General features: G+C 48.7%; 15 protein-coding genes. 5 read left to right on the forward strand and 10 right to left on the reverse strand.

Translation table 11 applies throughout. The annotated features are described in order from the left end of the window. Positions 1–1,320: an ABC1 kinase family protein gene (locus tag ACUJFK_RS10720; protein WP_306178458.1), complete on the reverse strand. Its 1,320-nt coding sequence runs from the start codon at positions 1,318–1,320 to the stop codon at positions 1–3. A gap of 146 nt (positions 1,321–1,466) precedes the next feature. On the opposite strand from ACUJFK_RS10720, the gene umuD reads away from it, so the two are divergent. Next, on the forward strand, positions 1,467–1,898 hold the full coding sequence (gene umuD / locus ACUJFK_RS10725) for a translesion error-prone DNA polymerase V autoproteolytic subunit (protein WP_226752090.1): 432 nt from the start codon (positions 1,467–1,469) through the stop codon (positions 1,896–1,898). Then, positions 1,895–3,169, forward strand: a complete 1,275-nt coding sequence (gene umuC, locus ACUJFK_RS10730; protein WP_226752091.1) for a translesion error-prone DNA polymerase V subunit UmuC — start codon at positions 1,895–1,897, stop codon at positions 3,167–3,169. The genes umuD and umuC overlap by 4 nt, the downstream gene beginning before the upstream one ends. An 8-nt stretch (positions 3,170–3,177) precedes the next feature. Here umuC and ACUJFK_RS10735 read toward each other — a convergent pair whose 3' ends face one another. From ACUJFK_RS10735 to recC, 4 genes are all read right to left on the reverse strand, one after another. Then, positions 3,178–3,858 carry a HEPN domain-containing protein gene (locus ACUJFK_RS10735; protein ID WP_226752092.1) on the reverse strand — a complete coding sequence of 227 codons (681 nt, stop codon included), beginning with the start codon at positions 3,856–3,858 and terminating at the stop codon, positions 3,178–3,180. 134 nt (positions 3,859–3,992) lie between these two features. After that, positions 3,993–6,185: an exodeoxyribonuclease V subunit alpha gene (recD, locus tag ACUJFK_RS10740; RefSeq protein ID WP_445424834.1), complete on the reverse strand. Its 2,193-nt coding sequence runs from the start codon at positions 6,183–6,185 to the stop codon at positions 3,993–3,995. Then, positions 6,175–9,999, reverse strand: coding sequence for an exodeoxyribonuclease V subunit beta (recB, locus tag ACUJFK_RS10745; protein WP_445424835.1), 3,825 nt, complete (start codon positions 9,997–9,999; stop codon positions 6,175–6,177). Before recB ends, recD begins: the two co-directional genes overlap by 11 nt. Further along, on the reverse strand, positions 9,996–13,463 hold the full coding sequence (gene recC, locus ACUJFK_RS10750; RefSeq protein WP_445424836.1) for an exodeoxyribonuclease V subunit gamma: 3,468 nt from the start codon (positions 13,461–13,463) through the stop codon (positions 9,996–9,998). The genes recB and recC overlap by 4 nt, the downstream gene beginning before the upstream one ends. A gap of 302 nt (positions 13,464–13,765) precedes the next feature. On the opposite strand from recC, the gene ACUJFK_RS10755 reads away from it, so the two are divergent. Further along, complete coding sequence (locus ACUJFK_RS10755; protein ID WP_445424837.1) at positions 13,766–19,279, forward strand: alpha-2-macroglobulin family protein; 5,514 nt, start codon at positions 13,766–13,768, stop codon at positions 19,277–19,279. Here ACUJFK_RS10755 and crcB read toward each other — a convergent pair. Together crcB and ACUJFK_RS10765 are read right to left on the reverse strand one after the other, a co-directional pair. Further along, on the reverse strand, positions 19,260–19,658 hold the full coding sequence (crcB, locus tag ACUJFK_RS10760; RefSeq protein WP_226752097.1) for a fluoride efflux transporter CrcB: 399 nt from the start codon (positions 19,656–19,658) through the stop codon (positions 19,260–19,262). The two genes, ACUJFK_RS10755 and crcB, sit on opposite strands and share 20 nt — an antisense overlap. A gap of 86 nt (positions 19,659–19,744) precedes the next feature. After that, on the reverse strand, positions 19,745–21,508 hold the full coding sequence (locus ACUJFK_RS10765; protein ID WP_445424838.1) for an ABC transporter transmembrane domain-containing protein: 1,764 nt from the start codon (positions 21,506–21,508) through the stop codon (positions 19,745–19,747). 243 nt (positions 21,509–21,751) lie between these two features. Between ACUJFK_RS10765 and ACUJFK_RS10770 the strand changes: the two genes are divergently transcribed. Both ACUJFK_RS10770 and katG read left to right on the forward strand, forming a co-directional pair. Further along, a complete protein-coding gene (locus tag ACUJFK_RS10770; protein ID WP_445424839.1) occupies positions 21,752–22,033 on the forward strand; it encodes a hypothetical protein in 282 nt (93 codons plus the stop codon). A 174-nt stretch (positions 22,034–22,207) separates the two neighbouring features. Further along, positions 22,208–24,391: a catalase/peroxidase HPI gene (katG, locus tag ACUJFK_RS10775; RefSeq protein ID WP_445424840.1), complete on the forward strand. Its 2,184-nt coding sequence runs from the start codon at positions 22,208–22,210 to the stop codon at positions 24,389–24,391. Between the two features lie 90 nt (positions 24,392–24,481). Here katG and ACUJFK_RS10780 read toward each other — a convergent pair whose 3' ends face one another. From ACUJFK_RS10780 to ACUJFK_RS10790, 3 genes are all read right to left on the reverse strand, one after another. Beyond that, entirely contained in the window at positions 24,482–24,871 is a 390-nt protein-coding gene (locus ACUJFK_RS10780; protein ID WP_226752101.1) for a DUF1761 domain-containing protein, read from the reverse strand. Between the two features lies 1 nt (position 24,872). Next, complete coding sequence (locus tag ACUJFK_RS10785) at positions 24,873–25,334, reverse strand: hypothetical protein (protein WP_445424841.1); 462 nt, start codon at positions 25,332–25,334, stop codon at positions 24,873–24,875. A 130-nt stretch (positions 25,335–25,464) separates the two neighbouring features. After that, positions 25,465–25,740 carry a hypothetical protein gene (locus ACUJFK_RS10790; protein ID WP_445424842.1) on the reverse strand — a complete coding sequence of 92 codons (276 nt, stop codon included), beginning with the start codon at positions 25,738–25,740 and terminating at the stop codon, positions 25,465–25,467. Positions 25,741–25,867: the final 127 nt, after the last annotated feature.

A 25,867-nucleotide genomic window follows, 5' to 3' on the forward strand; every position in this document is an offset into this window, starting at 1 on the left:
TTAGGCCTCGTTGCTTAAATAGGGGGCTAACAAAGCGCGCACATTGACGCGCGCTTTTAACCGCGCCGCCAACAAATACAAACCACCTATTTTGCGATGTAAAAAGATCGCATCTGCCGGCGGTGTATGCCAGTAATCTTGCTGCATACTTAAGGCGGTGCCCGCTTCACGAATTCGCAGTGCTAAATCCGTTTGCCCAAAATCAAAGGCGCTATCGTGCTTTAAAGGCTCGGCCGCTAAATTCACTAATGAAAGTACGGCTTGTTTTTGTGCGGGTAAAATCTGTTGGCTGAAAAAACCAATCTGCGTTAACGCAGCGGCCATGGCCGCGTGATCTTCAGTTAAGGCCGCAGCAAATAATTGGCGATAACCATCACTAAAGCGGCTGCTGTAATGTCTACAAGCGCCAAAATCTAATAACACCAGTTGTTGGGTTTTCGTGTTGTATAAATAATTGGCAAAGTTCGGATCGGTTTGCACCAATTTAAATTCAAATAATTCACGAAACAGCAGTTCAAACAACAAGCCCATCACACGATCGCGCTCGGCTTGCTCATGACTGCTTAATGCCTCTAACGCACTGCCTTCCACAAAACTCATCACCAAAATGTTTTCGGTGGTTAATTCTGAGAACACTTCAGGTACCACAAAGTGTGGGCTTTGCCCCAAGGCTTGGCGATACTGCCGCAAGTAGGTGGCTTCTTGCAAATAATCGGCTTCGCTGTGTAATTGTGCTTTTGCTTCGGTTAAGAGCCCACGATAATCGACACTTTTAGGCACCAGCCCGCTAATACGTAATAAGGTTGCCACGTTATCAACATCGCTGTCGATACTGGCTTTAATCCCCGGATATTGAATTTTTACCGCAAGGCGCTGGCCATTATCATGATAAGCCTGATGCACCTGACCTATCGAGGCGGCGGCTAAAGGCGTAAAGGTAAAATCACTGAAATGACGCTGCCATTGCTCACCCCATTCGTTGCGTAACACCTGTGCTAACTGCTTAACGGGCATGGGGTTACCGCTGGCACGCAAGCGCGCTAAAATCTCAGCTAAGGCTGGTGGCAGCATATCACCGCTGTCCATGGACAATAACTGACCGACTTTCATCGCCGCACCGCGCAAATGCGCCAATTGATCGGCGACGCGTTTGGCATTGCCTGGGGTAAGTAACAAGTCTTTTTTAGACGGCACTTGGCCTTTGGCTAATTGTCGTGCCCCTTCAGCCAGCATGCCACCGGCGACTCGCCCTGCTAATGAGGCTAAACTACCAAAACGGGATATCCGGTGCGCGGGCACCTTTGAACTACCTGCCGACATAACTACCTTACTCTTGCAATCTGTATAGTAGGCTATACGCAGTGATTAGCTTTTTGGTTGTTTCACAGGCATAAGTTAGCTCTTGTTGTGCAACTTGAAGCAAGGCATACTATACTGTATAGATAAACAGTATTTGAGGTAATGCCATGTCTGTTCAGTTTCTCGGTCAGGCGCAAGCCGGCGCACCTATTCGGTTGCCTTTTTTTAGCAGTAAGGTGCCTGCGGGCTTCCCTTCACCCGCGCAAGATTATATCGAGCAAAGTATCGATTTAAACCAGTTGTGTATTCATCACCCCACCGCCACATTTTTTGTGCGCGTATCGGGGGATTCGATGATTGAAGCCGGTATTTTTGAAGATGATGTTTTGGTGGTTGATCGCGCGATCACTGCCGAACATGGAGACATTGTGGTGGCTTCAATCAACGGCGAATTTACCGTGAAGCGTTTAAGCTGCAAAATGAATCTGATGCTGCTGCCAGAGAATCCGCGCTATCAGCCAGTGCACATTAAAAACGCCGATGAGTTACAGATCTTTGGCGTGGTAACCAATGCTATTCGTCGGTTTAATCGTAAATGAAAGCAACGTGTTTTGCGCTGGTCGATTGCAATAACTTTTATGCCAGTTGTGAAAAACTGTTTCGGCCTGACTTAGCGCACCGCCCGGTGGTGGTGTTATCGAATAACGACGGCTGTGTCGTGGCGCGCTCTAAAGAAGCGAAAGCGCTTGGCATAAAAATGGGCGTGCCGTTGTTTCAAATTAACGAGTTAATTAAACAGCACCGTATTGTCACCTTTTCATCGAATTATGCCCTGTATGCCGATATGTCTGCTCGGGTGATGACCACCTTAGAATTAATGGCTCCCGCCGTTGAGGTGTACAGTATTGATGAAGCCTTTTTAGATTTGAGCCTCTTACCGCATACCGAGTTAACGCAGTATGGCCAATTTATCCGGCAGCGCATTGCCCAGTGGCAAGGCATTTCCGTGTGTGTGGGTATTGCGCCGAGTAAAACGTTAGCCAAATTAGCCAATCATGCCGCAAAAACTTGGCCAAAAACCCAGGGCGTGGTCGACCTTACGGCGGTCACACGCCAACGTAAGCTGCTGGCTTTATTACCTGTTGGTGAAGTCTGGGGCATTGGTCGTAAGTTATCGATCCGTTTACAAGCACTGGGGATCCACACCGCTTTACAGTTAGCTGATGCCAATCCCAGTTTTATTCGCCAGCAATTTTCGGTGGTGGTCGAACGTACCGTGCGCGAGCTGAATGGTGAGTCGTGTATCCCGTTAGAAGAACAGCCCCCCACTAAAAAAGAGATTGTTAGTTCGCGCTCTTTTGGTGAGCGCATTACCGCGCAGCCATTATTGCAAGAAGCCATTGCCGAGTATGTGGCACGAGCCTGTCAAAAACTGCGCAAAGAGCGGCAACATGCTCGACAACTGACGGTATTTTTACGCACCAGCCCATTTAGCAAATCACAAGAGCCGTATTATGCCAACAGCGCCAATGCCACGTTGGGCGCGCCTAGTGCTGATACCCGTGATTTTCTGCCCTTAGCTAACCGCTTATTACAGCAGATCTGGCGCGATGGCTATCGCTATGCCAAAGCCGGCGTAATGTTAAGTGACTTTTATGATGAGGGCGTATATCAACCCAGCTTATTTGAACCCACCGCCAGTTATCATGCTGATCCCAGCTTAATGCAAACACTCGATCGTTATAATCAGTCTGGCAAAGGTAAGATCTGGTTTGCCAGCCAAGGCGTGAAGCAAAGCTGGGCGATGAAACGACAACATTTGTCACCAGCGTACACCACCAACTGGTTACAGTTGCCGGTGGTAAGCTAAGTGTTAAGCTAAGACGGGTTAATCACCGGGTAAATCGCCTCACCCCATAATTGATCGGGCGCATTCATCATCAAACCAATAATCAGCGGTACCAGTTTACTCAGTAAATTACTGGCATCGTTTACTTGTTGACGATTTATCTGGCTATTCCACGTCGAGCCGCCATGCATAAGTTGATTACGTAAGGTGTATAAACGATTAAAAATATGCGATAGCGCCAGCGGCACATTCTTGTTGGCTAAGGCGTTGTGGGTTTGCTCTTTAGACTGCGCAAAACGTTTTAACCACTCCACCTCACTGATACGACCGCGTTGGAACTCCCAATACGGCGCATAAACAAAATGATTACTCATTAACAGCCGAATACTAGATGAAAATTGCTGCCAAATCAGTTCATAAAGATGCTCATCGGTATCATAAGCGCAGATCTTAGCTAAAAACTGCTGAAAGTGTTCTTGCTCCGGTAACCGGTCGGCTTGACCAAAATCATTGGCATAGGCGGCATTAAAGCTGATCCAATAAAAGATAAAGGCACTGTCGCTATCTTGCGCCGCTCTGGCGGCTTCGGCGCGGGCTAGCCAACTCAGCGCCCGATGTACCCGCAACGCTAAATTTTCAGGGAAATGATCACGATATAATCGCTGATAGGTTTTGAGTTTAGCGTAGGATAAATCCGTTAAAGTCAACATAAGAGCCAATCCATAGCATTCAATAACTTATGATGCATAAATATCGCGAGGATGGCAAGTACCATTCCCCCCTGAATAGCGCAGCTTATGCCGCGTTATCAGGGGGAGATTGACCGTAATATTAACGGCATGGGCTATGGGCTAAAAGATAAATGCAATTGCCCTGCCCGGATCGTTGGCCGATCCACCGCTTGTGTTAGCACGGGCCATGACGGCACCACTATGGTCAGTTGCTGAGCAGCGCGGGTTAAGCCGGTATATAATAGTTCACGGCTTAACACCGGGTTATCACGATCCGGCAGTACTAACACCGTATGCGTAAACTCTGAGCCTTGTGACTTATGCACCGTCATGGCAAAAACAGTCGTCACCTCGGCTAAACGGCTGGGTAAGATCCAACGAAGCTGATTATCACTGTCCACAAACACCACCCGTTTCTGCTCTGTATCGGCGGAACGCAGCACGATACCAATATCGCCATTACGCAAATTCAAGTTGTAGTCATTCGCCGTGATCATCACCGGCCGCCCTTCATACCAACTATCTTGGCGCCCTTGTGCCGAGGCGCTACGTGATACAAAGCTAAGGCTTTGCTGCACTAACGCATTTAAACCGCTGACACCAAAAGGGCCATCGCGTACGGGCGTTAACAGTTGAAAGCCTTGATAAGCCTTAAGCACCGAGCGTGCCCACCGCTCAAACTGCTCAGCACTCGCGCCAGGCGCAGGCCGAGCTGAAATTTGCTGCAAATAACCGGCAAAACCTTGCTGACAAAGTTGCTGCAAAGACGCTAACAGCGCTTGCTGACCTTCTGGATCTGGCTGTGTTGGCTGTAATAAATGCAGATCGGTAAAACCACTGTCCGGTTTAAATAATGCCGCCACCTCGTTACTGCGACCGTCATTAACAACACGAGCCAGTGCGCCAATACCACTGCTATCATCAAAACGTCGACTAACGCGCAACATGATCACATGCTGAAGGTGCCGTGGTGCTTCAGCAACATGCATAAACTCCGGTAAATGACTTTGAGTAAAACCTTGCAAGAAGGCTAAGGTCTCACGGCTATAACCGCCCTGCTCAGCGCCAGCACATAACTGCCCTAAAATAGCGCCCGCTTCCACCGAGGCCAGCTGATCCTTATCGCCTAGCAATACTAATTTCGCACCGGGCGGTAAAGCCGCTAAGGTGGCATGCATCAACTCAATATCCACCATAGAGGCTTCATCAATAATCAATACATCTAAGGCTAAAGGTTTGGCGCGATGATGACGAAATTGCCGTGTACCGGCTTGCACCCCAAGTAATTTATGTAAGGTTGAACTGTCGGCGCTAATCTGCTGAAGCGCACTGTGCCAACTGGCGGGCAACTGCCGTAATTGCTCGGTGGCCGCTTGGATCGACTCTTTTAAACGTGCCGCCGCTTTACCGGTAGGCGCTGCCAATTTAATCACCAACGGCCGAACCTGAGCATCGGCTGAGTCTGCCAAATGCAGCCGTTGCAATAAAGCTAATAAGCGCACCACCGTATAGGTTTTTCCGGTACCAGGCCCGCCCGTGATCACACTAAAATGGCTGCGCAGTGTATTCACACAGGCCAGTTTCTGCCAGTTAATGGCAGCGGTGGTTTGTGGTGTATCAAATAATTCACTTAACCAGCTATTAAGCTGCGCCACCGGCGGTAATGCTTTGGCAACCGGCTGCATTAAACGCTGTAAATCAGCTGCTAACTGCCGCTCATATTGCCAATAACGGTAAAGATAGAGTGTCTCACCCACCAGCACTAAAGGATGTGCTTCCTGCTGTTCACTCGAAACTTGCACCGCGGCACTGTGCGCTAAGGCCTGCTGCAGCTCGCTAAGCGTTAAGCCTGCTAATAACGCTGTAGGCGTGACTAATGAAGCTTCCTGCTCGTTGCCAAGGCTTGGCGCGAGTAATACAGAGGACACCGCTGAAAGCGGCGTAAACGAAGCGCTAGTTGGCGCGGATAAGGCACTCTCCACAGAGATATTCAACAACCGCTCTGGCTCGGCTAATAACGCCCTAAGCGATAAACAGACATGGCCACGCCCCACTTGATGCGAAAGTAAAGCGGCAAGTAGCATACTGATATTGTTAGACAGGTTAGTGACAGTGCGGTTAGCTGTGTCACACTCGGCTTGGCTTGCAACCGCCGTATGCTGCTGAATAAAACGAGCAAAGGCTAAATCGAGCGCAGTTAACCAACCCACTCGCTGCCAATCCACCAATAACTGCAATAACTGCGGGCTGTTGATCTGTTTAAGTAAGGCGCTCTCGGCGGCATTGCTCACCAGGTTATTCAACATCTTGGCTCTCCTTACTAACGGTTTTAGCCGAGTCACCCTGCGGTGAACCTTGCTGTAAATAGTGCTCCAGCGCCGTAATTAGCGAGGCCGGTGGCAGATCGGTAAAGGCGGCACAGCCGTTAGATGTTTGGCCGCGCAAAAATAAATAGGCCACGCCGCCCATATGCTGCTCATAACAATACTGCTCTTTTAACCGCACCTTTAGCAGCTTATGTAATGCCAGCGTGTACAACACATATTGTAAGTCGTAACGACTACTTAATATTTTATCGCGCATCGCACTTGGCGTGTAAGCACTGTTATCTGGCCCTAAATAATTCGACTTGTAATCTATAACGTAATAACGTCCATTATGCTCAAACACTAAATCGATGAAGCCTTTGAGCATGCCATTCAAATAATTCGCTTGTAAACCTGGCCGGGCATAACCTGGCAGCACATGCTGACAGACCAACTGATCAAGCTGCAGCGTACTGATACCATTAACCGCAAACCAGAACTCGGGTTCAGCCTTGTAGTGCTTAAGATCGGCTAAACACAGCTGAGTGCCATCGGCGAGCGTAAAACGAGATTGCAAATAGGCCATCAGCCAGCTATCAAGCTGCTCCCGCCGTGCCAGCCAACTGCCATGCCGACAGCGCCGAGCCAAAATAGCGGCGCGAACAGCAGCGTCATACGCTACATTAGCAAAACCTTCATCGGCGGCATCTTGCAATAGGTTATGTAAAAAGGTGCCAGGCCCCGCGCCGCGGGGTAAATCGTGTAGGCTCAGCGCCAAAGCTTGCTTACTTACGGCAGTATCATGGTTCGGTGCACGACTTGCCGTATCTTGCGCTAAGGCATAAGCCAATTCATCCCGTGCATCGTCTTGCTCATCCAACAGATTATGCTCACTCGGACTGTCCGGCTGGCGCAGTGCACCGTATTTTAACGCGGAATAACTGGCCACCCACCATAAATCAAACCGATGATCGGCTGGCATGTGCCGGGCTTGCGCAGCTGCGGCGGGCTCGGAGCTTGGCGCTACCTGATAGAACACGTTGCTGCTAGCTTGCGGCAAAGGCGTAATAGCAATCGCCGGGTGTTGCCACACCTGCTGTGCTTGCTTAAGCAACTCATCAGGTAAGGCGTTGTTAGCCAACCCGGCTAAATGTGCCCAGGCGGTTTTTTGCCAAACCCGATTGTTACTGCTTCCCACTGGCGCTAAACTCACCCAGCAGGCATGCTTGGCGCGGGTCAGTGCCACATAAAGCTTACGGATATCTTCACCTAAACGCTCTTTATCAGCGCGAGCCAGCATCAACTCGTCTGCTTGCAATACTTGCTGTAACTGACCGTGCTCATCATGAAAATTAAACACCTTGTCATCGGCTTTAATGGGTCTACAACTGCTAATAAAAGGTAAAAACACCAGCGGATATTCTAAGCCTTTTGATTTATGGATCGTGACAATTTGAATCAGCTCAGCATCGCTCTCTAGCCTAACAATTTGCTCATCGGCCGCTTGCTGCAAACTGTCACGTTGATAAATGTGCTCGTGTAAAAAGCGGATCAATGCCATGGGCCCATCCAATTTCGCCGCAGCTTGTTGTAACACTTCAGCCAAGTGCAGCAGATCGGTTAGATAACGCTCGCCAGCAATACCACTGTTGCGGGCACTGTCGGCTAATAAGCGCTCGGCAATAGCAAATTGCTGCAATAACTGACGGATCATCGCCAGCACACCTTGCTGCTGCCAGGTGGCGGCAAATTGATAGAATTGCCCAACCCGCTGATCCCAATATTGGTCATCATGCTGTAAGCGGTCGAGTTCAGTTAACGGCAATTGCAACAACGCGGTATAAAGTGCCGCTAACAGCGCACGGCGATCGCCAGGCTCAGCACAGGCGTGCAGTACCGTTAGCAGATCGCGCGCCACTTCGGTATCAAACACCGATTGCCGATCAGACAAATAGACACTGGCCAGCCCACGTTGGCGCAGTGCTTGTTGCATTAAATGCCCTTCTTTGTGGGTACTAACTAAAATGGCAATATCATTACTTTGCAACGGCACTAACGGCTCGTCGCCCAGCTGAAATCCGGTTTTGCCCACCGCCGCTTGCAATAACAGCTGCACGATATAATCACTAAAGTGCTCAGCCTGACTTTGCCGATAGCGTTCAATGCTCAGTGGTTTACTGTCATCCATACTGCTATCTAGCATCGAGGCACTGCACTGCCACAGCGTTAACGCCTGGCTTGGCACCTTGCCATCAATCAGTAATTGCGCTTTAACGCCTTTGGCCGCAACCTCAACAAAGGGCACTTGATTACCTTGCTCGCTATTAAACAAAAAAGCTTTTTCGCCAGCGGCCTGCTCTGCTGGCATAAAGATAGCGTTGGTGGCACTGACTAAGGCTTGGCTAGAGCGGAAATTCGTTGCTAAGGTGTAATGACGCCCCGCCGTGTCGCGTCGAGCTTGCAGATAGGTAAAAATATCGGCGCCACGAAAGGCGTATATGGCTTGTTTTGGATCGCCGATTAAAAATACCGCAAGATCTTGCCGATCGTTGGCTAACTGATACACCGCATTAAAAATGCTGTACTGTGCCGGATCGGTATCTTGAAATTCATCTATCAGCGCAACCGGATATTGCTGTCGCAGTACCTCGGTTAATTGTGAACCGCTCACCGACGTGACCGCGCGCGCCGTTTGTTCAATAATATCGTCAAAACCCATTAACGCATCTCGCGCTAGCTGCTGTTGAAACCGCGCTTTACACCAACTAACGGCATGGCTTAATAAACTCAAGGTTAAATCCGGGCCTTGGTTAAACAAGCTATTAAGAGCCAATAACTGCGCCGGAAAATCTTCCTCTAAAGCTGGACCAGTGTAATTACTCTGAAAATCGCTACCGTAATTTTTTAGTAGCGCGTCTTTTAAATCAGGAAAATCTTGCAGTACCTGCTCATCGGCAGTGGCTAACCATTGATTTAATGCCGAAAAATCTTTGCGTACTTTATTACTGTTATAAGTGCGTGGTTTATCCAACCATTTGTTGTTGCAAGCCAAATCAACCCAATCGATATAACGTGGTAAGCGCGTTTGCCAATCTTGCTGCGCCGCTAAGATCTGTTGCTGATACTGCTGTTGTTGCGCGTTGATCATCTCGGCCAGATCCCGCGGCATCAGGCTTGGTTTGGCATGCTCCCATAAACCGTTGATCCGCTCTAACAAGTCTTCTGGGCTTTGACACACAGCATGTACCGCCTGCAATTGCTGTGCATTTAACGGATAACAAAAGTTACGCCAGTAATCACGAACGGCTTCTAGCTTCAATTGACTAAGATCGGTGACTAATTGCTGGCTAAATAAACTGCCACTGCTAAAGGCATGCTCGCGCAGCACATTTTGACACCAGCTGTGGATCGTTTTAACACTGGCTTCATCCATCGCTTCGCTGGCCATTTGCAACGCATAAGCACATTGTGGCCAGTGCTCAACGGCAAACTCGGCTTTTAGCGCCACCAAAAAAGGATCGGCGCCAGCCGGTGTTTCAGTGTCTCGAAACAACACCGCGGCTTCGACTAAACGCTGGCGAATACGATCTTTAAGCTCGGCTGTGGCCGCTTTAGTAAACGTCACCACCAAAATATCTGCGGGCAATAAAGGTAAAGCGCGACGAGCGGGTGCCAAAAGTGTGGGAATATGCGCCAAAATAAAGCGCACATACAAGGCCGCAATGGTAAAGGTTTTGCCCGTACCGGCACTGGCTTCAATTAAAGCACTGCCCGCTAAAGGCAATTGCAAAGGACTGCTTAACGTGACGCTCATGCCTCATCTCCTGCATCCTGAGCCGCATCCAGTTTCGTGGCAGTGCCTTGTTGTAATAAGGCAAACATCGGCTGGTAAAATTGCTGACAATAACTGACCAAGTTCGCGGCAAGCAGGCTCTGGGCATCGGTGTAAAAACGCGCTAAATACCCTAACTTGCTTTGTTCACCAGCAATAAAGTCATCACCTAGATATAATTTGCTTAAGTCTTGTTCAGTCAATTCTTGGTCTTTATCTGATTTTTTCCACCAGGCTTCGGCCAAACTTAACGCAACCGGTAATGGCTGAGACAGCGCCTCGGTTAAGAGTTTAAATAAATTAGCCAGCTGACGTGTCGCCTCATCTGCTGCGATGGGTGACAGGGTTAACATGCTGCCTTCACCAATAATAACCGTACTGAGTAACTGATTAGGTAACGCGGCACTGGCAAAAAGATGCTTTAAATAAGCCACGATAACGTTACGCCAAACCAGTTCGTAACTGCGCGCTTTAAAATTAGCGACTTTACTCACGTTTAATTCGATTTGCAGCAGCTGCCCATCGGCAACGTGATACAGGCTGTTTAGCTCATCTTCTAACTGGTAACCCGCGAAAGATAAGCTGAATCGCTCAGCGCTAAGCGGCCTTTTGGTATCGCGTAACTTGCAAAAGTGTTCATATATCGTCAGTACTGCCGCCTCGCTGTCGGCTAAAACCGGATCAGCCGCATGGCCATAAGGCAAATGACCGCGCTGCCTAAGCCGAGTAATACTTTGTTGTAACAAGAGTGTTGGCGCGATGCTCATGCTGTTGGTTTCGGCTTGCAATAGTTGCTGTAACAACAAATCGCGTTGTTGCCAAGCCACTAAATTATCGGCAGTGAATTGCTCAACATCAGTGGCGGCTTGCTCAACACGCTCAAGATAAACCCCAAGCCGTCTGCGGGCTAACATTTGTGCCGGTTCACGCAGTAAGGTGCGTAAGTCAGCTAAACTAAACGCCGCTTCAGCTTGATACGCCGGTAAAGGTGTCAACGTAGCCGCAGCCGCAGTGGTATTAGCCTGATGTAACGGTAACCACTCTTTGGCATAACTAAAATAGCGGGCATCCGCCTCAGCTTGAAAATAACTACTGGCAAAAGGTTGTAAGCGATGGTTAAGCGTTAAAGCCGCAGCGCAGTCTGCACCCCATACCGCATTCAGGTGATCTTGTAATTGTCCCACTAATACCGATGGTGGCAAATGGCTATTATCTTGTGCACTTTGCCCAACCCAGCTGATATAAAATTGCTCACGCGCCGAGAGCATGGCCTCTAAAAATAAATAGCGGTCATCTTCACGGCGCGAGCGATCACCGGGCCGCGTGTAGTAACTCATTAAATCAAAATCGGTTTTACTGCTGGTTCGTGGGTAATCTTGATCATTCATTCCTAGCAAACAAATACGTTTAAACGGAATAGCCCGCATCGGCATTAAGGTAGCAAAGTTGACACTGCCGGCCATAAAGCGCTGTTGTAAATTAGGCTCATCCACCGCACTTAACCAAACATCCAACACGATGTTATAACGCAGATCGCCGTGAAACTCGGCTTCATCGGTACTGCTTAGCCACTCATCAAGAGTATCGCGTAACCGACCAAGCAGTAAATATTCCTCATCGGCCTTGGCTAAAAACAGTTCATCCAGCAAGTTTTGTAATAATTGATGCCACTGTGCCGGTGTTTGGCTTTGTGCCAAGGCTTTCCAATAATGCTGTAATAGCTGCAGTATATTGGCAAGTGCCCCCACCGCTTGCGCAGCAATACCAGCCACTTCAGCATAGGGTTCAATCTGCTGCCACGGTTGCTCAACTTGGTTGCCAGCGGCATAGCCATACAACATACGATCTAACGCAAATTGCCAACTATTGGCATTAAAGGAATAGTCTAAACCCAAGGCTTGGCGCTGCTTCGCATCTAAGCCCCAGCGAGCACCGGCTGCTTGGCTCCATTGCTGCAGTTGCACTACCTGCGCTTGGTTGATCGCAAAACGCTGTTGAATTGCCGGCACATAAAGTAAGTCGAATACGTCGCTTTGTGTAAAACGCTGTTGTGGCGCACTGAGCACCAATTCAAGGGCTTGCAACATCGGGTTACGCTGCCGTAACCCTTGATCGGCAATGGTATAAGGAATAAAGCGCTTATCCTCGCGCGCCAGTTGACCGAACACGGCATCAATATAGGGCGCATAATGGTTGATATCCGGTACCATCACCATAATATCGCGCGGTTGCAAGCTTGGGTCGACGGCAAAGGCGGCAAGTAATTGATCATGCAGCACTTCCACTTCGCGCTGAGGGCTATGACAAGATTGAAAAAGTAATGACTGATCCGTTGCTTGGCGCTGCTGCCCTTGCTGACTTTCTGCTAAAGGCCGTAAATTCAAAATATCACTTTGTAATTGTGTTAAAAGCGTATCGTTTTCATCTTCATCAAATAAATCAAAATGCAGATCGGCAAAACGCTCAGCCTTAGCCCGCGTTTCATCAAACTCATCCAGTAAACGAATATAATCACGCCCCTGTTTGCCCCAAGACGCCAGCAAGGGTTGAGCAAATTGATGTAACTCGGCTTGCGCCACAGCTGTTAAGGGCTGTTTTTCTTTAAAGCGAGGCTTCGCTGCTTGATTTAACAGCTCACGACCATCCACAATATCGGCCCAGTGGTATTTACACGGGTTATGAACACATAGCACCACCTGACACAGCCCTTTAAGGGCGTGTAGCACTTCTAAGGTTTGCCGCGGTAAGGAAGAAATACCAAACACCACAATGCGCGGCGGTAAAGCGGCCGGTTTGCGACCCGTGGCGGTGAGGTTGGCGGCTTCTGTCAAAAAGCGCTGATGCAAGGTGGCGCGGTTACTACAAATTTGCTCGGCACCGATATCTTGCACCAAGGCTTGCCACAACAGAGCTTGCCATTGCTGATCGGCGGCTAAAGGCTCGGCTTTACCACGATGCCAAATTGTCGCCTGACCGTTAGCCCAAGCGTCCAGCCAATCAGCTCGATACACTTGATACTGATCGAACAAATCAGCAAGCTTGTCACTTAACTGAAATAGCTTACGTTGATCGGCATCTTCTGCTACATAACTTTGCAGCGCTGCAAACTCGGCATGTTGCTGCATCAACGCAGGTAGTAAACGCAATAAGCGCCAGCGTAAACGGCTTTTATCAAACGGTGATTGCCTGGGGATCGCTTGGCCAAGCACGGCCCGATAAGCACGCCACACAAGACGCGCAGGCAAAGTCACCTCCAGCATAGTGGCAATACCGGTATGGCTGGCCAGCGCTTGTTTTAACCACTGGGCAATACCATTAGATTGCACCAATACCACTTCTTCTTCTAAAGGGGCAATCGGATATTGCGCCACTAACTGCACCACAAGATCAGTTAAGGCTTCTAAGCGATGGCTATGGGCAGCAATAAAGCCGGGGGTGAGGGTCATTGTTTCGTTCCTGAAAACTTGACTGCACTTGCTAAAACAGTCAGTTAACTGTTTGCAAAGGCAATAACGATAGATGCAATATCATAACGAGCAGGCAGTATAACGCCACACTGTAAATTTGCACAGTGTAGCGTAAAGCGACATAACGACAATTACCTGAAGATACACAGCTATTTATAATCATAGAGAGATAGAGGTACCCTGCAAAATGGTACCCTAGAACCGCTAAAAAGGTGATTTACAGCCCATTTGCACCATGCTTAAATGCCTCATAATGTACTTTGGCTAATCACGGACGATGAATGACATCCACTGCCACCTTTACAAAACGCACCTTTAGCGCAATTTTTATAACGGCTTGCTTAAGCGTAAGTTTACTATCCTGCACTAAGTGGCAAAGCCCCACAGCCATAACCGATGACACTAAACCATCGGTCGAATCGAGCTTAGCGCTTATCGACTTTAAGACTCGGTCGTTAAATGAAACCGGTTTAATGCAGGTGCAGTTCCGCTTTAACCAAGCGCTGCATACACCTGGGCAATTACCGCTCGCTAAGCTTACCGAGGCCATTGAATTTCAGCCTAAACTTAGCTGTCGCTGGCATTTCCCAGAGCCGAGCGTATTGGCCTGTGATAGCCAAGTAGCCACAGAGCAGCAAGTTACCGTGACGCTAACTGAAAGGTTAATGGCCTTAAATGCCCGTTTAGCCAGCCCAGTCACTAAACACTTTAGCGCGGGAGCGTTTTTATTAGAAGTGGAAGGGCTGAGCGCTTTTATCAGGCAAAGTAGTTTTAATCATGCGCACCTTTTAAAAGTAGATCCACGCTGGTCAGAAGCGCAATTAGCACAACTTCAATTACGTTTGCCCTCGGGTAAGGTAAGGCCAACAGCCTTAACTGGCGGGCGCTACTACCCTGAAAATCAATATCGTTATCAAGAAATCAGCTTAGCAACCGATGAAACCGGCGAGCATCAGCTATTTTTACCCGCTGGGGTGAGCCATCCGAATGCGCCAGAGCGGGTTATTTGGCAAGGCGAGGTGTTTACGCAAAATCGCTTTTTAGGCTGGTATTGCCTTGCTGAGCCTAGCCAAACTGCTATGACTTATACCGCAGATCACAGCGAAGAGCGGCAGTATCGCGCCATTGATCCACGCCACACCGACTGTCCACCACAGCAACTGGCACTGCGCATGTTGTTAGCAGAGCCCGTTGAAAAAGATTTTTTTGCTGATCATAACGAGGGTATCGGGCCTTTAGCTGAACATTGGGTCACAGGGCCTTATGCCGAAGGCAAAATCAGTCGCGAGGCTGATGGCACAACGCTGCTGCAGTTATATCTTAGTGCTTTGGCCAGCTATCAGTTTCAGCTCACGGCTATTTTCCCAGAAGCCACTAACCTAACGTTTAACACCAACGCCGCCACGCCGTTTTGGCAAATGAGCAGACAAGACGATCAGGACGCACTCATGCTGCCTTGGCCAGAACAGGCCTGGCAGCAGCACTATGCCAAAAAACGCACCGCCTTTATCACGCAAACCGACGAGGCATTAGCCAGCAGCATTGCAGAAAAGCCTAAAGTGGTACCTGAAGTTCTCAGCCAGCAAAGCCAGAGCTTTGATCTTACGCTCTATTATCAACATTTTACCAATTCAACGGCTTTTCAAACTTGGCTTAATAACTTATGGCAAGGCATACCGCCACGTAAAGCTGAGCGCTATGGCAAAGAGCATTCCTTATTTCCGGCTTTCACTGCCGCAGAGCTTGCCACGCATTTTAACACGCAGCAGCCTTGGCAAAGTGCGGTAAACGATGAACACTTTGCCGCTAGTAGCCCGCTTTTTAGCGGCGAAACACTGGCCCAAAGCGGCGTGTATGTTTATCAACTGGCGGATAACAGCGGTAAAGCGGTGCAAAACTGGCTGCAACGTGCGGCCTTTAATTTACAGATTTTTCAGGCAGGTGATCTCGTCGTACAAGTGACCAATTGGCAACAACAACCGCAGGCTGAGGTAGCGATCTCACGGCTTTGTTTAGGCCAAGCCACACCGCTATTACTTGGACATACCGATCCAGCCGGTCGATTAGCGCTATCAAAACACCAATTGACGCAGGGGCTGGCGGCACCTGAGTATGCACATTGTTGGATCTGGAGCCAACAGCAAAACTTCATTGCTATTAACCCCTTGTATCTTGATGAAGAGGAACCTGCCCCACAAGCTTGGCTAGAAAGTAATCAGCCGGTGTATCAACCAGGCCAAAGTGCAGAGATCATGTTGCTGTTACGCCAGCAAAGTGCAGAGGGCCTGACTGCGCCTGCATCGCAAAGCGAATTTAAACTGACACTGAGCCGCCATGGCCAACAGATCTTAAGCTGGCCACTGACCAGTACACTTAGCGAGAGCGCCACCACGCCTTTTGTTACGATTGCCAAGATAAACGCCAACCCTGAAGCCTTTTATCACTATCACTTACCGGCTGCGCTCATCAAACACGCGGGGAGCTACAACGTGTCACTGCTTAAGCAGGATCGCGTGCTTAAAAGCCACTATTTTGAGGTGAAACCCTTGCGTTTACCGCTGTATCGGCTTGATACCGCCCACCCAGAGTTCGTTACCCCGAAACAAAGCGCTGCGATAACGCTTTCTGTAAGCTCAATGACGGGTGTACCAATACAAACCGAATTACAGCATGAAACCAGTTGGCGACCGCTGCGCTACCACTATCAAAGAGGCTTTCCAAAAGGGTATCAATTTGATGATGAGGGTGATTACCCCACCCCTGCCAAGGTAATCACGCCTTACACAACCAATGAAAACGGACAGCTGAGTACCCCCTTACAGCTGCCAGCAGGCATAACGGTCAGTCATGGTGCCCCGGCCTATCAACACCATCATATTTTCGATGTCACCGATAGCTTAGGTGAACGCCAGCGCAGTGGTAGTGGCTTGGTTATTTACAATCGTACCCATTTAATTGGCCATAAGCGCATGGCCAACCTGCTGAAGTTAGTAGCGCTTGAGCTGGGCACTTTACACAACACATTGGTTAATACGGTGCCGGTTACACAAGCGCTCTGGCGTGAAAGTGCCGATCCGACCTCAGCGGTGCTCGCACGCTGTATTACAAAGCCTACGCGCTTGCCACTTGATTGTGAAGTTCCTACACAGTTAAAAACAGACAAAAGGCAATGGCTATACTTGCATTTACACTACGGCAAACCCAGCCAATTAGCCATAAAACGGGTCAATTTGACGGAGCAAAAACCCAGCTCAAAAGCGCTGAGTAAACCCCTTATTATCGCGCCTGAAACTTTAAATAGCTGGCCAACCACGCTGGAGATTAACATTCAAAGCGAGCTAGCGCGCAATGCGTTATTGTTTGTGCTAAGCCAAGGTATTGAGCAGGTTATGCCGCTGCAACTTACGCCGGGAGATAACCCCGTACAATTGGCGTTAACGCCAGCAATGCAGCCCGAACTGTCGTTAACACTGCAGTATGCCGATGAACAGCAACAGTTAACGCGCATCACGCATGACATCCGTGCCGCTGACAGTATCAGCGCCTTACCTTTTACGCTGTCACTGTTAACGCCGGCTACAGCGTTACAGGCAGATAACAGTGTCGATATTGAGATCACAAGCAAGAGCACCGCTTCGGTTATGCTGTTTTGGTTAGATGAGGCGCTGCTTTATCACACCCGCAGTGGCGCCCTAGGTAACCTAAATCCTAATGCTCTGGTTTCACGTTTTAAAGCGTCTTACTTGTATGCTACTGATTTAGCCAGCGCCTTTGAACCTGAGCTTATCACACCCTTCATTATGGCGCAGTGGCCATTATCTGCCCGTATGCTAAGCGCTGGCCTGCAATTCGCTATGGCAGATAGCGCAGTGAGAAGTTCAGAACCCCCAGCATTACCTCAGGCCGAAATTCCCCTTTGGCTAGGACAACATAGGCTTATGGCAAACAAGCCACTTCGTTTAACCCTGAATACACCGAAAAAACCGGGCAACTGGCATTTGGTAGCTATTGCGGCCAGTACACAACAGCAGCACAGCCAGTCTATTTCGACCTTAGTAAAGGCTAATCTCGAAACCCGCTTACATGCCCCCGTTGAGGCGTTCGAAGGTGATGACAGCTATGCCAGCGTGATGCTCTTTAACCCAAACAAACAGGCTGAGCAGCAACAGCTAAGACTGCTACTAGATGATGTGCCTATCGCACAGTGGACAGTCACACTTGGCGCAGCAGAGCGGCAACAACATGCTATTGCGCTGCCAAAACGTCACGCCGGCCACTACACCTTGCGCCTGGAGCAGCTAAGCAACAGCTCAGATAACCCTGGCGTACCCAGGCTGCTACAACAACATAAGCTGCAGGTTTTAGCCGCGAAAGCCCAGCAGCAACGGCGCTTACTAACCAGCAATACCTCAAGGGTAAGCCTGCCTGTAGGGGCAACAGTACTAAGCGCCCAAGCCTTTGCTGCCGCTACCCAGCAAGCTGATTGGGCCGCCTTGATGCCACAGCAAACCGAGGCGCCAACAGAATGGTTTGAGCAACTGAGTGATTGGTTAATCGCTTACACTCTGTCTAATAAAGCACCAACTTGGGCCGGGCAAGTGCCGCTGTCAAACTGGGCAATTGCCTATCGTGATGATAGTGGTTATCGTCGTTATCAAACGCAGCAGGCCGATAACAGCAGTCAGCTTTATACGCTCTGGGCGCTACAGCACCTTGCTGCCCTGGGGGTAAACACCGGTGACTTGCTCTCTACCAGTAATATCGCCGTGGCAGAAAAACAATTAACTTCGCGCTATCGGCCATTATCTTTGGACGAGCAGGTATTATTGGCACTGTGGCAAAGCATGCGACAACGTGTGCCGCTTGAAACCTTGCAAGGTTTACGCAGCCAAGTGGGGCAAGCAAGCGATGCGGCCAGTTTAAAATTGCAAGCCCAATTGGTTGTTGCTTTAGGCCATTTACTAAACGAGGATGCAGCCTTACAACCGCAATACCAGCAATGGCAAACGGCCCTTATCCAAAGTGGCTACCAGGATCAGTCTTTTAGCCAGTTAGATACCGTCACCGCCTGCTGGGTGTTATACGCAAGCCCCGTTAACCTGCCACGCTTACAAGGCTTAAAAAGCCGAATTGTCGAAGCACAACACGCGGCTGGCCATTTTGGCTCTGCCCAAGCGAATTTTATTTGTACACTGGCACTTTATGATGCGAAGTCGCAAGCGGCCGCTAAGCCTGTTGCGGCTAAACTTCGCGCTGTATCTAACAGTGACGATTGGCAGCATAGCCTACCGGCCAATTATTGGTTAAGCGTGCAATTTGAGCAGCCGCTTACCCACATCAAGGCGTTACATCAGGGACTTGGGCTTAAGCGGCAGTTATTAAAGTTGCAACAGGGACGATGGGTTACGGCAAATGAGGTGCTATCAGGCGATATTTTACGAGTACAACTTATCGTGCAAAGCCCTGTGTCACGGCGCGATCTCACAATTCATGAGCGCCTATTACCGGGGTTATTATTGTTACCGGCCCGTGATGCAGATACCTTACCTGAAGAGCATGCCACTCACACCGATAGCCGCAGCCAAATCATCAATACGCTTTGGCAGCAAGAGCAGCAATTACAGCTACAGGTTAATGCTATCGAGCAAGGAGAAACCATTTTGGAGTATCGTGTACTGGCGACCTTGCCGGGGCGTTATCAATTTGGCAGTAGCACCATTGTGCTAAATAATGATTGGTTAGTGTATGGTCAGAGCGCGGGCAGCGATAGTTTAACTATCCTGCCCCAGCCGTAGGTGGCATAAAAAAACGCGCCAGCATAAAGCCCAGGCCAGTAAGCAGTAAAGCGCCAATTAAGTGCAGCGCCGCTGTTGCGGCGGCGTGGCTGTATTTTTGCTCTAGCAGCATTTCAATCACTTCAGCAGAAAAGGTGGAAAACGTCGTTAAGCCACCTAAAAAGCCGGTGATAATCAATAAGCGCCACTCTGGCGCTAAGTGAGAGTGTTGCGCCAACCATGGCACCGCCACTCCGACTAAAAATCCGCCCAGTAAATTGGCAGTCAAGGTACCCAGTGGTAACACATGCCAATGTTGATTCAGCGCTGAGCCAAGTAACCAGCGCAACACCGCGCCACAGGAAGCGCCAACACTGATGGCAAGAATAGGTAGTAACATTGCGCACTCTTTGCTTGTTATTGGGGTTTGTGAAGCTCACCGTACTCTGCCAGCGCTCTGGCAAACTTATCAGCTTTGGTGAAAACTTACTCCGTTAAAAATTGCAGTTGCGCCAATTCTTGATACAGCGCACAACTTTGTAAAAGCTCGTCATGCTTACCGCTGGCAATTACGCGACCTTGATCTAACACTAAAATGCGATCGGCAGTCAGTACCGTGCTCAGTCGATGGGCAATGATCAAGGTGGTGCGACCTTGCATCGCTTGCTCTAATGCTTGCTTAACAGCGTGTTCGCTACTGGCATCTAAAGCGCTGGTGGCTTCGTCTAATAACAAAATCGGCCGATCCGCTAAAATGGCGCGAGCAATGGCAATACGTTGTTTTTGACCACCCGATAAGCGCACACCGCGCTCACCCAATTGTGTTTCGTAACCGGCACTAAACTGCTGAATAAATTCGTCAGCACGTGCGGCTTGGCAGGCCGCTTTAACGTCAGCCAAGCTGGCCTCTGGCCGACCATAGCGCACGTTTTCGACAACAGAATCGGCAAATATTACGGCATCTTGCGGTACCAGTGCAAATTGTGCGCGTAACTGCTGAGGGTCAAGCTGTGTAATGGCTTGGCCATCTAACGCTATGCTGCCTGCGGTAACATCATAAAAGCGTTGTAACAATTGAAATATAGTACTTTTACCAGCGCCACTGGGGCCAACAAGGGCTAAACGCTCACCGGGTTGAATGTGCAGATCCAATTGTGACAACACGGTTTGTTCAGGGACTTGCGGATAAGCAAAAGCAACCTGCTTAAATTGCAGCTCACCGCGCACCGGAGCGGTAAGCGTTAGCGGTTGCACTGGCGCACTAATCGTCACTGGCATTTCCGCTAATTCAATTAAACGTTCAGCCGCACCTGCGGCGCGCTGTACCTCACCAATCACTTCGCTAATCGTCGCCATGCCGCCGGCCACCATTACAGCATAAAACAAGAAGGCGGTTAATTGCCCAGGACTGACCTTCCCGCTCACCACATCTAAAGCGCCGACATAACCGACAATGGTGATAGCGCCGATGCTCAGCAGCATCACCGTTCCAATTAACAACGCGCGATAAAAAATACGGCCGCGCGCGGCAGCGAGCACCTGCTCGATTTTTGCTTTAAACACAGTTTCATCGCGTGCTTCGTGACCATAGGCTTGTACGGTATGAATTTCGTGCAGACTTTGATCCACATGAGCACCAATAACGGCTAATTTGTCTTGGCTGTCTCGCGCCAGTTGCCGTACCTTTTTGCCTAACACTAAAATAGGTAACAGCACTAACGGCACCGCGATAAATACCAAGGCGGTTAATTTAAAGCTGGTAAAAGCCATCATAATTAAACCGCCGATAGCCGTCACCGCAGAGCGCAGTGCCATCGAAAGGCTGGAACCGACCACGCTTTGTAACAAGGTGGTATCGGCGGTAAAACGGGAAATGACTTCGCCAGTGCGCGTTTCACTGTAAAACGCCGGTGAGAGCCTCAGCATATTGTGATACACCGCATTGCGAATATCGGCACTGACGCGCTCACCCAGCCAGCTCATAAAATAGAAACGTAAAAATACCGCAACCGAGGCAAGTAAAGTGATGCCAAGCACCAGGGCAGTCAGTTGATTTAAACGCGCTAAATTTCCGGTGACAAAACCTTCGTCGACCATCAGTCGCACGCCCTGCCCTAAACCGAGCCAGGCTAAAGAGCCAATCAACAGAAACACAATCGCTGCGACCACACGGCCGCGATAGGGTAATAAAAAGCGGCCGATCCACGGTAATACTGCACGTGTGGCAACGCCTTTGCTGGCAACAGTCATACATTCCTCGGGTAAGTCAGCAAGTAGGCTAGCTTGTTAATGGTGGCAACAGACACTGAATACAAGCGCTGATTAAACTTTAACGCTGCTGACTGTGGTATGGCCTTGTACCCGCTTCAAAATAATAAAATTTAAGTAATTTATTCACTTAGCAAAAAAGTACTGCGCACGTAGCGGTTCGTGCTAAACCTTACCCTTGGTTGGCCGATATAGCTTTATTGAAGGAAAAAGGGATCTGGCATAATGAGCAGCAAACACGATAACAGCAGCATTACTCCCGAGTTTACCGAAGAATTGCGTTATTTACACAAAGTGATGCAAGCCATTGATATTTTGGGCGAGCAACCTGAGCTTGCTGTGATCGCCTATGGCCGGATCTGGCAATACCCTGATTTATTAAAAACCGCTATACGTTATGCGTGGCTGGCGCAATTACACGGTTTTGATATTGAACCGTTTCGGCGCTGGTATAACCGCGATGCCGAGATTTTTACGCATTATGGTGTTGAGTGGCAACCACATTAAGCTGCCACTTTTAGCCATTTATTTTAACCATCAATTCATTTCCTAATTCAAAAAAGCTATTAGACTGTTCGGAATAAGTTACTTTAAAAAAATTTGTTAGAGGTCTATAGTCAATGCAGTTACAAACGGCTTAGCCGTAAACGTTTTTGCAACGACCTCTACAAGGAGTGATCAATGAGTACGAACAATTCTTCTGGCAAATGTCCTATCGCGCACGGCGCGAATACGGCCAATGCCAACAGCACCATGACCTGGTGGCCAAACTCTCTTAATTTAGACATTTTGCACCAGCATGATCAGAAAACCAATCCACTGGGTGCTGACTTTAATTACGCCGAAGCCTTTAAAAGCTTAGATTTAGACGCCGTTAAAACCGATCTGAAAGCCTTAATGACCGACAGCCAATCATGGTGGCCGGCTGACTGGGGTCATTATGGTGGTTTATTTATCCGAATGGCTTGGCACAGTGCCGGTAGCTACCGTATTGCCGATGGTCGTGGCGGTGCCGGTACCGGTAACCAACGTTTTGCGCCACTAAACAGCTGGCCTGATAACGGTAACTTAGACAAAGCACGCCGCTTACTATGGCCCATTAAAAAGAAATACGGCAATAAACTCTCTTGGGCCGATTTAATGATCTTAGCCGGTAACATGGCTTATGAATCAATGGGTTTTAAAACGTTTGGTTTTGCTGGTGGCCGCGAAGATATTTGGCATCCAGAAAAAGACACCTACTGGGGCTCAGAAAAACAATGGTTAGCCCCCTCTGGTAGCCCAGGTACTCGTTACTCTGGTGAGCGAGATTTAGAAAACCCACTCGCTGCAGTAATGATGGGTCTCATTTATGTCAATCCTGAAGGGGTTGATGGTAAATCCGATCCGCTTAAAACCGCACACGACATGCGCGTGACTTTTCAACGCATGGCCATGAATGATGAAGAAACCGTTGCTCTAACGGCAGGTGGCCACACCGTCGGTAAAGCGCACGGTAACAACAAAGAAAGTAATTTGGGCCCGGCGCCAGAAGGCGCGCCGATTGAAGAGCAAGGCTTTGGCTGGGTTAACCACAAAACCCGTGGCATAGGTCGCGATACCATGACCAGTGGTATTGAAGGCGCGTGGACTACCAACCCTACCCAATGGGATAACGGTTACTTCTATTTACTGCTAGAGCATGATTGGCAACTGACCAAAAGCCCTGCTGGCGCCAGTCAATGGGAGCCGGTGAGCATTAAAGAAGAAGATAAGCCGGTTGATGTAGAAGATCCGTCAATTCGTTGTAATCCGATGATGACCGATGCCGATATGGCACTAAAAATGGATCCAGAATATCGCAAAATCTCTGAGCGTTTTTATAAAGATCCAGCTTATTTTGATGACGTATTCGCTCGGGCCTGGTTTAAATTAACGCACCGTGATTTAGGCCCTCGTAGCCGTTACCTTGGCCCAGATGTGCCAGCAGAAGAGTTAATCTGGCAAGATCCGATCCCCGCTGCCGATTATCAACTTACCGATGCTGATGTGACAGCATTAAAAGCAAAAATCTTAGCCAGTGGTTTAACTATTGGTGAGTTAGTAGCAACCGCTTGGGATAGCGCCCGTACATTCCGTGGCTCTGATTACCGTGGCGGTGCTAATGGCGCGCGTATTCGTCTGGCGCCTCAAAAAGATTGGGAAGGTAACGAGCCTGCTCGTTTACAAAAAGTTTTGGCGGTGTATGACAAGATTAAAGCGGATTTTGCTAAAAACGTCAGTATCGCTGATCTTGTTGTGTTAGGGGGTAGCGCCGCTATTGAACAAGCCGCCAAAGCGGCAGGCGTGAATGTTAGCGTGCCCTTTACTGGAGGTCGTGGCGATGCGACACAACAACAAACGGACATCGAAGCGTTTGAGGTGTTAGAACCCTTACATGATGCTTACCGCAACTACCTGAAAAAAGATTATGCGGTACAGCCAGAAGAAATGATGTTGGATAAAACGCAGCTATTAGGCTTAACAGCACCAGAAATGACCGCGTTAATCGGTGGTATGCGGGTACTTGGCACCAACTATGCTGGCAGCAAACATGGTGTCTTTACTGACCGTGAGGGGGTGTTAAGTAATGATTTCTTTGTTAACTTAACCGACATGCAATACAGCTGGAAACCAACGGGCCGCAATAGTTACAACATTGTTGACCGTGACACCGGCACAGTAAAATGGACAGCGACACGAGTCGATTTAGTCTTCGGTTCAAACTCTATTTTACGTGCTTATGCCGAAGTGTATGCGCAAGACGATAACCAGGAAAAGTTTGTGAAAGACTTTATTAACGCCTGGGTAAAAGTGATGAATGCCGATCGCTTTGATCTGAAATAATTCGCTTTTAAAAGAACTAAACAGGCACCCTCGCGGTGCCTGTTCTTTTTGGGTATACCTTAGGTCAGTAAGTCGCTCTATCGATACCGCTTATGGCCACAAGCCAAACACTAAACCGTACAATAGAAACTGACAGATATGATAGCCACCATCAATTAACCACAAGCGACCACTGCGCTGCACAAACTGATAATTAATACCAAAACTAGTGGCGACAAAACACACCCCAACTAATAAACCCATATGCAAGGCTGTGGCCAGCTCTGCAGACGATCCCATTAACACTGCAAAGGCATAAGCTGCCAGCAAACTGCAGATAAAACTGATACCAAATACTTTAGCGGGGTGACCCGGTGTTGTCGGTGCGCCACTTTCTTTCAGCCAAGCCTTACCAAACAGTAAGGGTGAATACCACAAGCCACCGAGCACAAAACTACTGACTGCTGCTACCAATACGGCAAGTATACTTACCTCAACCATGTCAATTCTCCATCACCACGGCAACGACGCCGGGTATGCCATAATCATCAAACCGGTAGGAATAATGAATCGTGATCCCAGCGATACCACTAAAAGGTTGAAAATGCATTTTAGCGGCATCTTTAGCGAAGCCGTTAAACACCTCTTGAATAGATGCGATACCTTCATCCGATTTTAAAACTTCCACATTTTCTGCCAATGTCAGCTGATTTTCAGCCATCATTTCTTGTAAAAAGGTCTCAGCTTTAATCACATAGTTATAATTTAACAAACAACGATTATTGCTGCTGCTATACAAGGCAACGGCCCCAGTCAGCGTGGTCATATAATCAACGGCTATTGGCGCTTGTTGCTGAATATCAGCAACCGCACCTTGCAAACTTTTGCAAACTGCCTGTGGTGTTGCCGCTAAGCTTTGATAACACACTAACCCTAATGCGTATAAAACAACCGTTTTCTTCATTCCTTTACCTTATTATTGTTGTTAATGGATCTCGTTCGCGTACCTGTCGGTTGTACATAACACTTTACCCCTTGCCAGGGTTTTCGTCATTTTAACGTATTAAAAAGCCCTATTATGGGTAATGCGTTTTTTAAAACAGCCCAACTGCCAGTTGTGCCCACACCAAACAGAATAACGCGACACAAAGTAGCAGTAAGCTAAGCCGCGTTATTCTGCCTGTTACTTTGCGCCTAATCATCAAAATAGTAAAACCGAACATAAACAATAACCCGGCTGCCACTATAAAGTCAGTGAAGCTCCAATAAACTTCTGCGGTAAATTGCATAGCTAAAAAAGGCAACATTAACAGCGCGAAGATGCCAAATAGCAATGTAAATAAACGGCGTTGGTCAATAAGGTTTTGCATAATCTAAACACCATGGTGAGGTAACAGCGCGCGCAACCTCTTCACCTAGTGATAAACGCCACCGCTGCCAAATAACAATCATCTGATTAAATATAGCTTAATATTGCTAAGGTGAAATAACGCTATT

It is taken from the genome of Alishewanella sp. HL-SH06, from assembly GCF_052656265.1.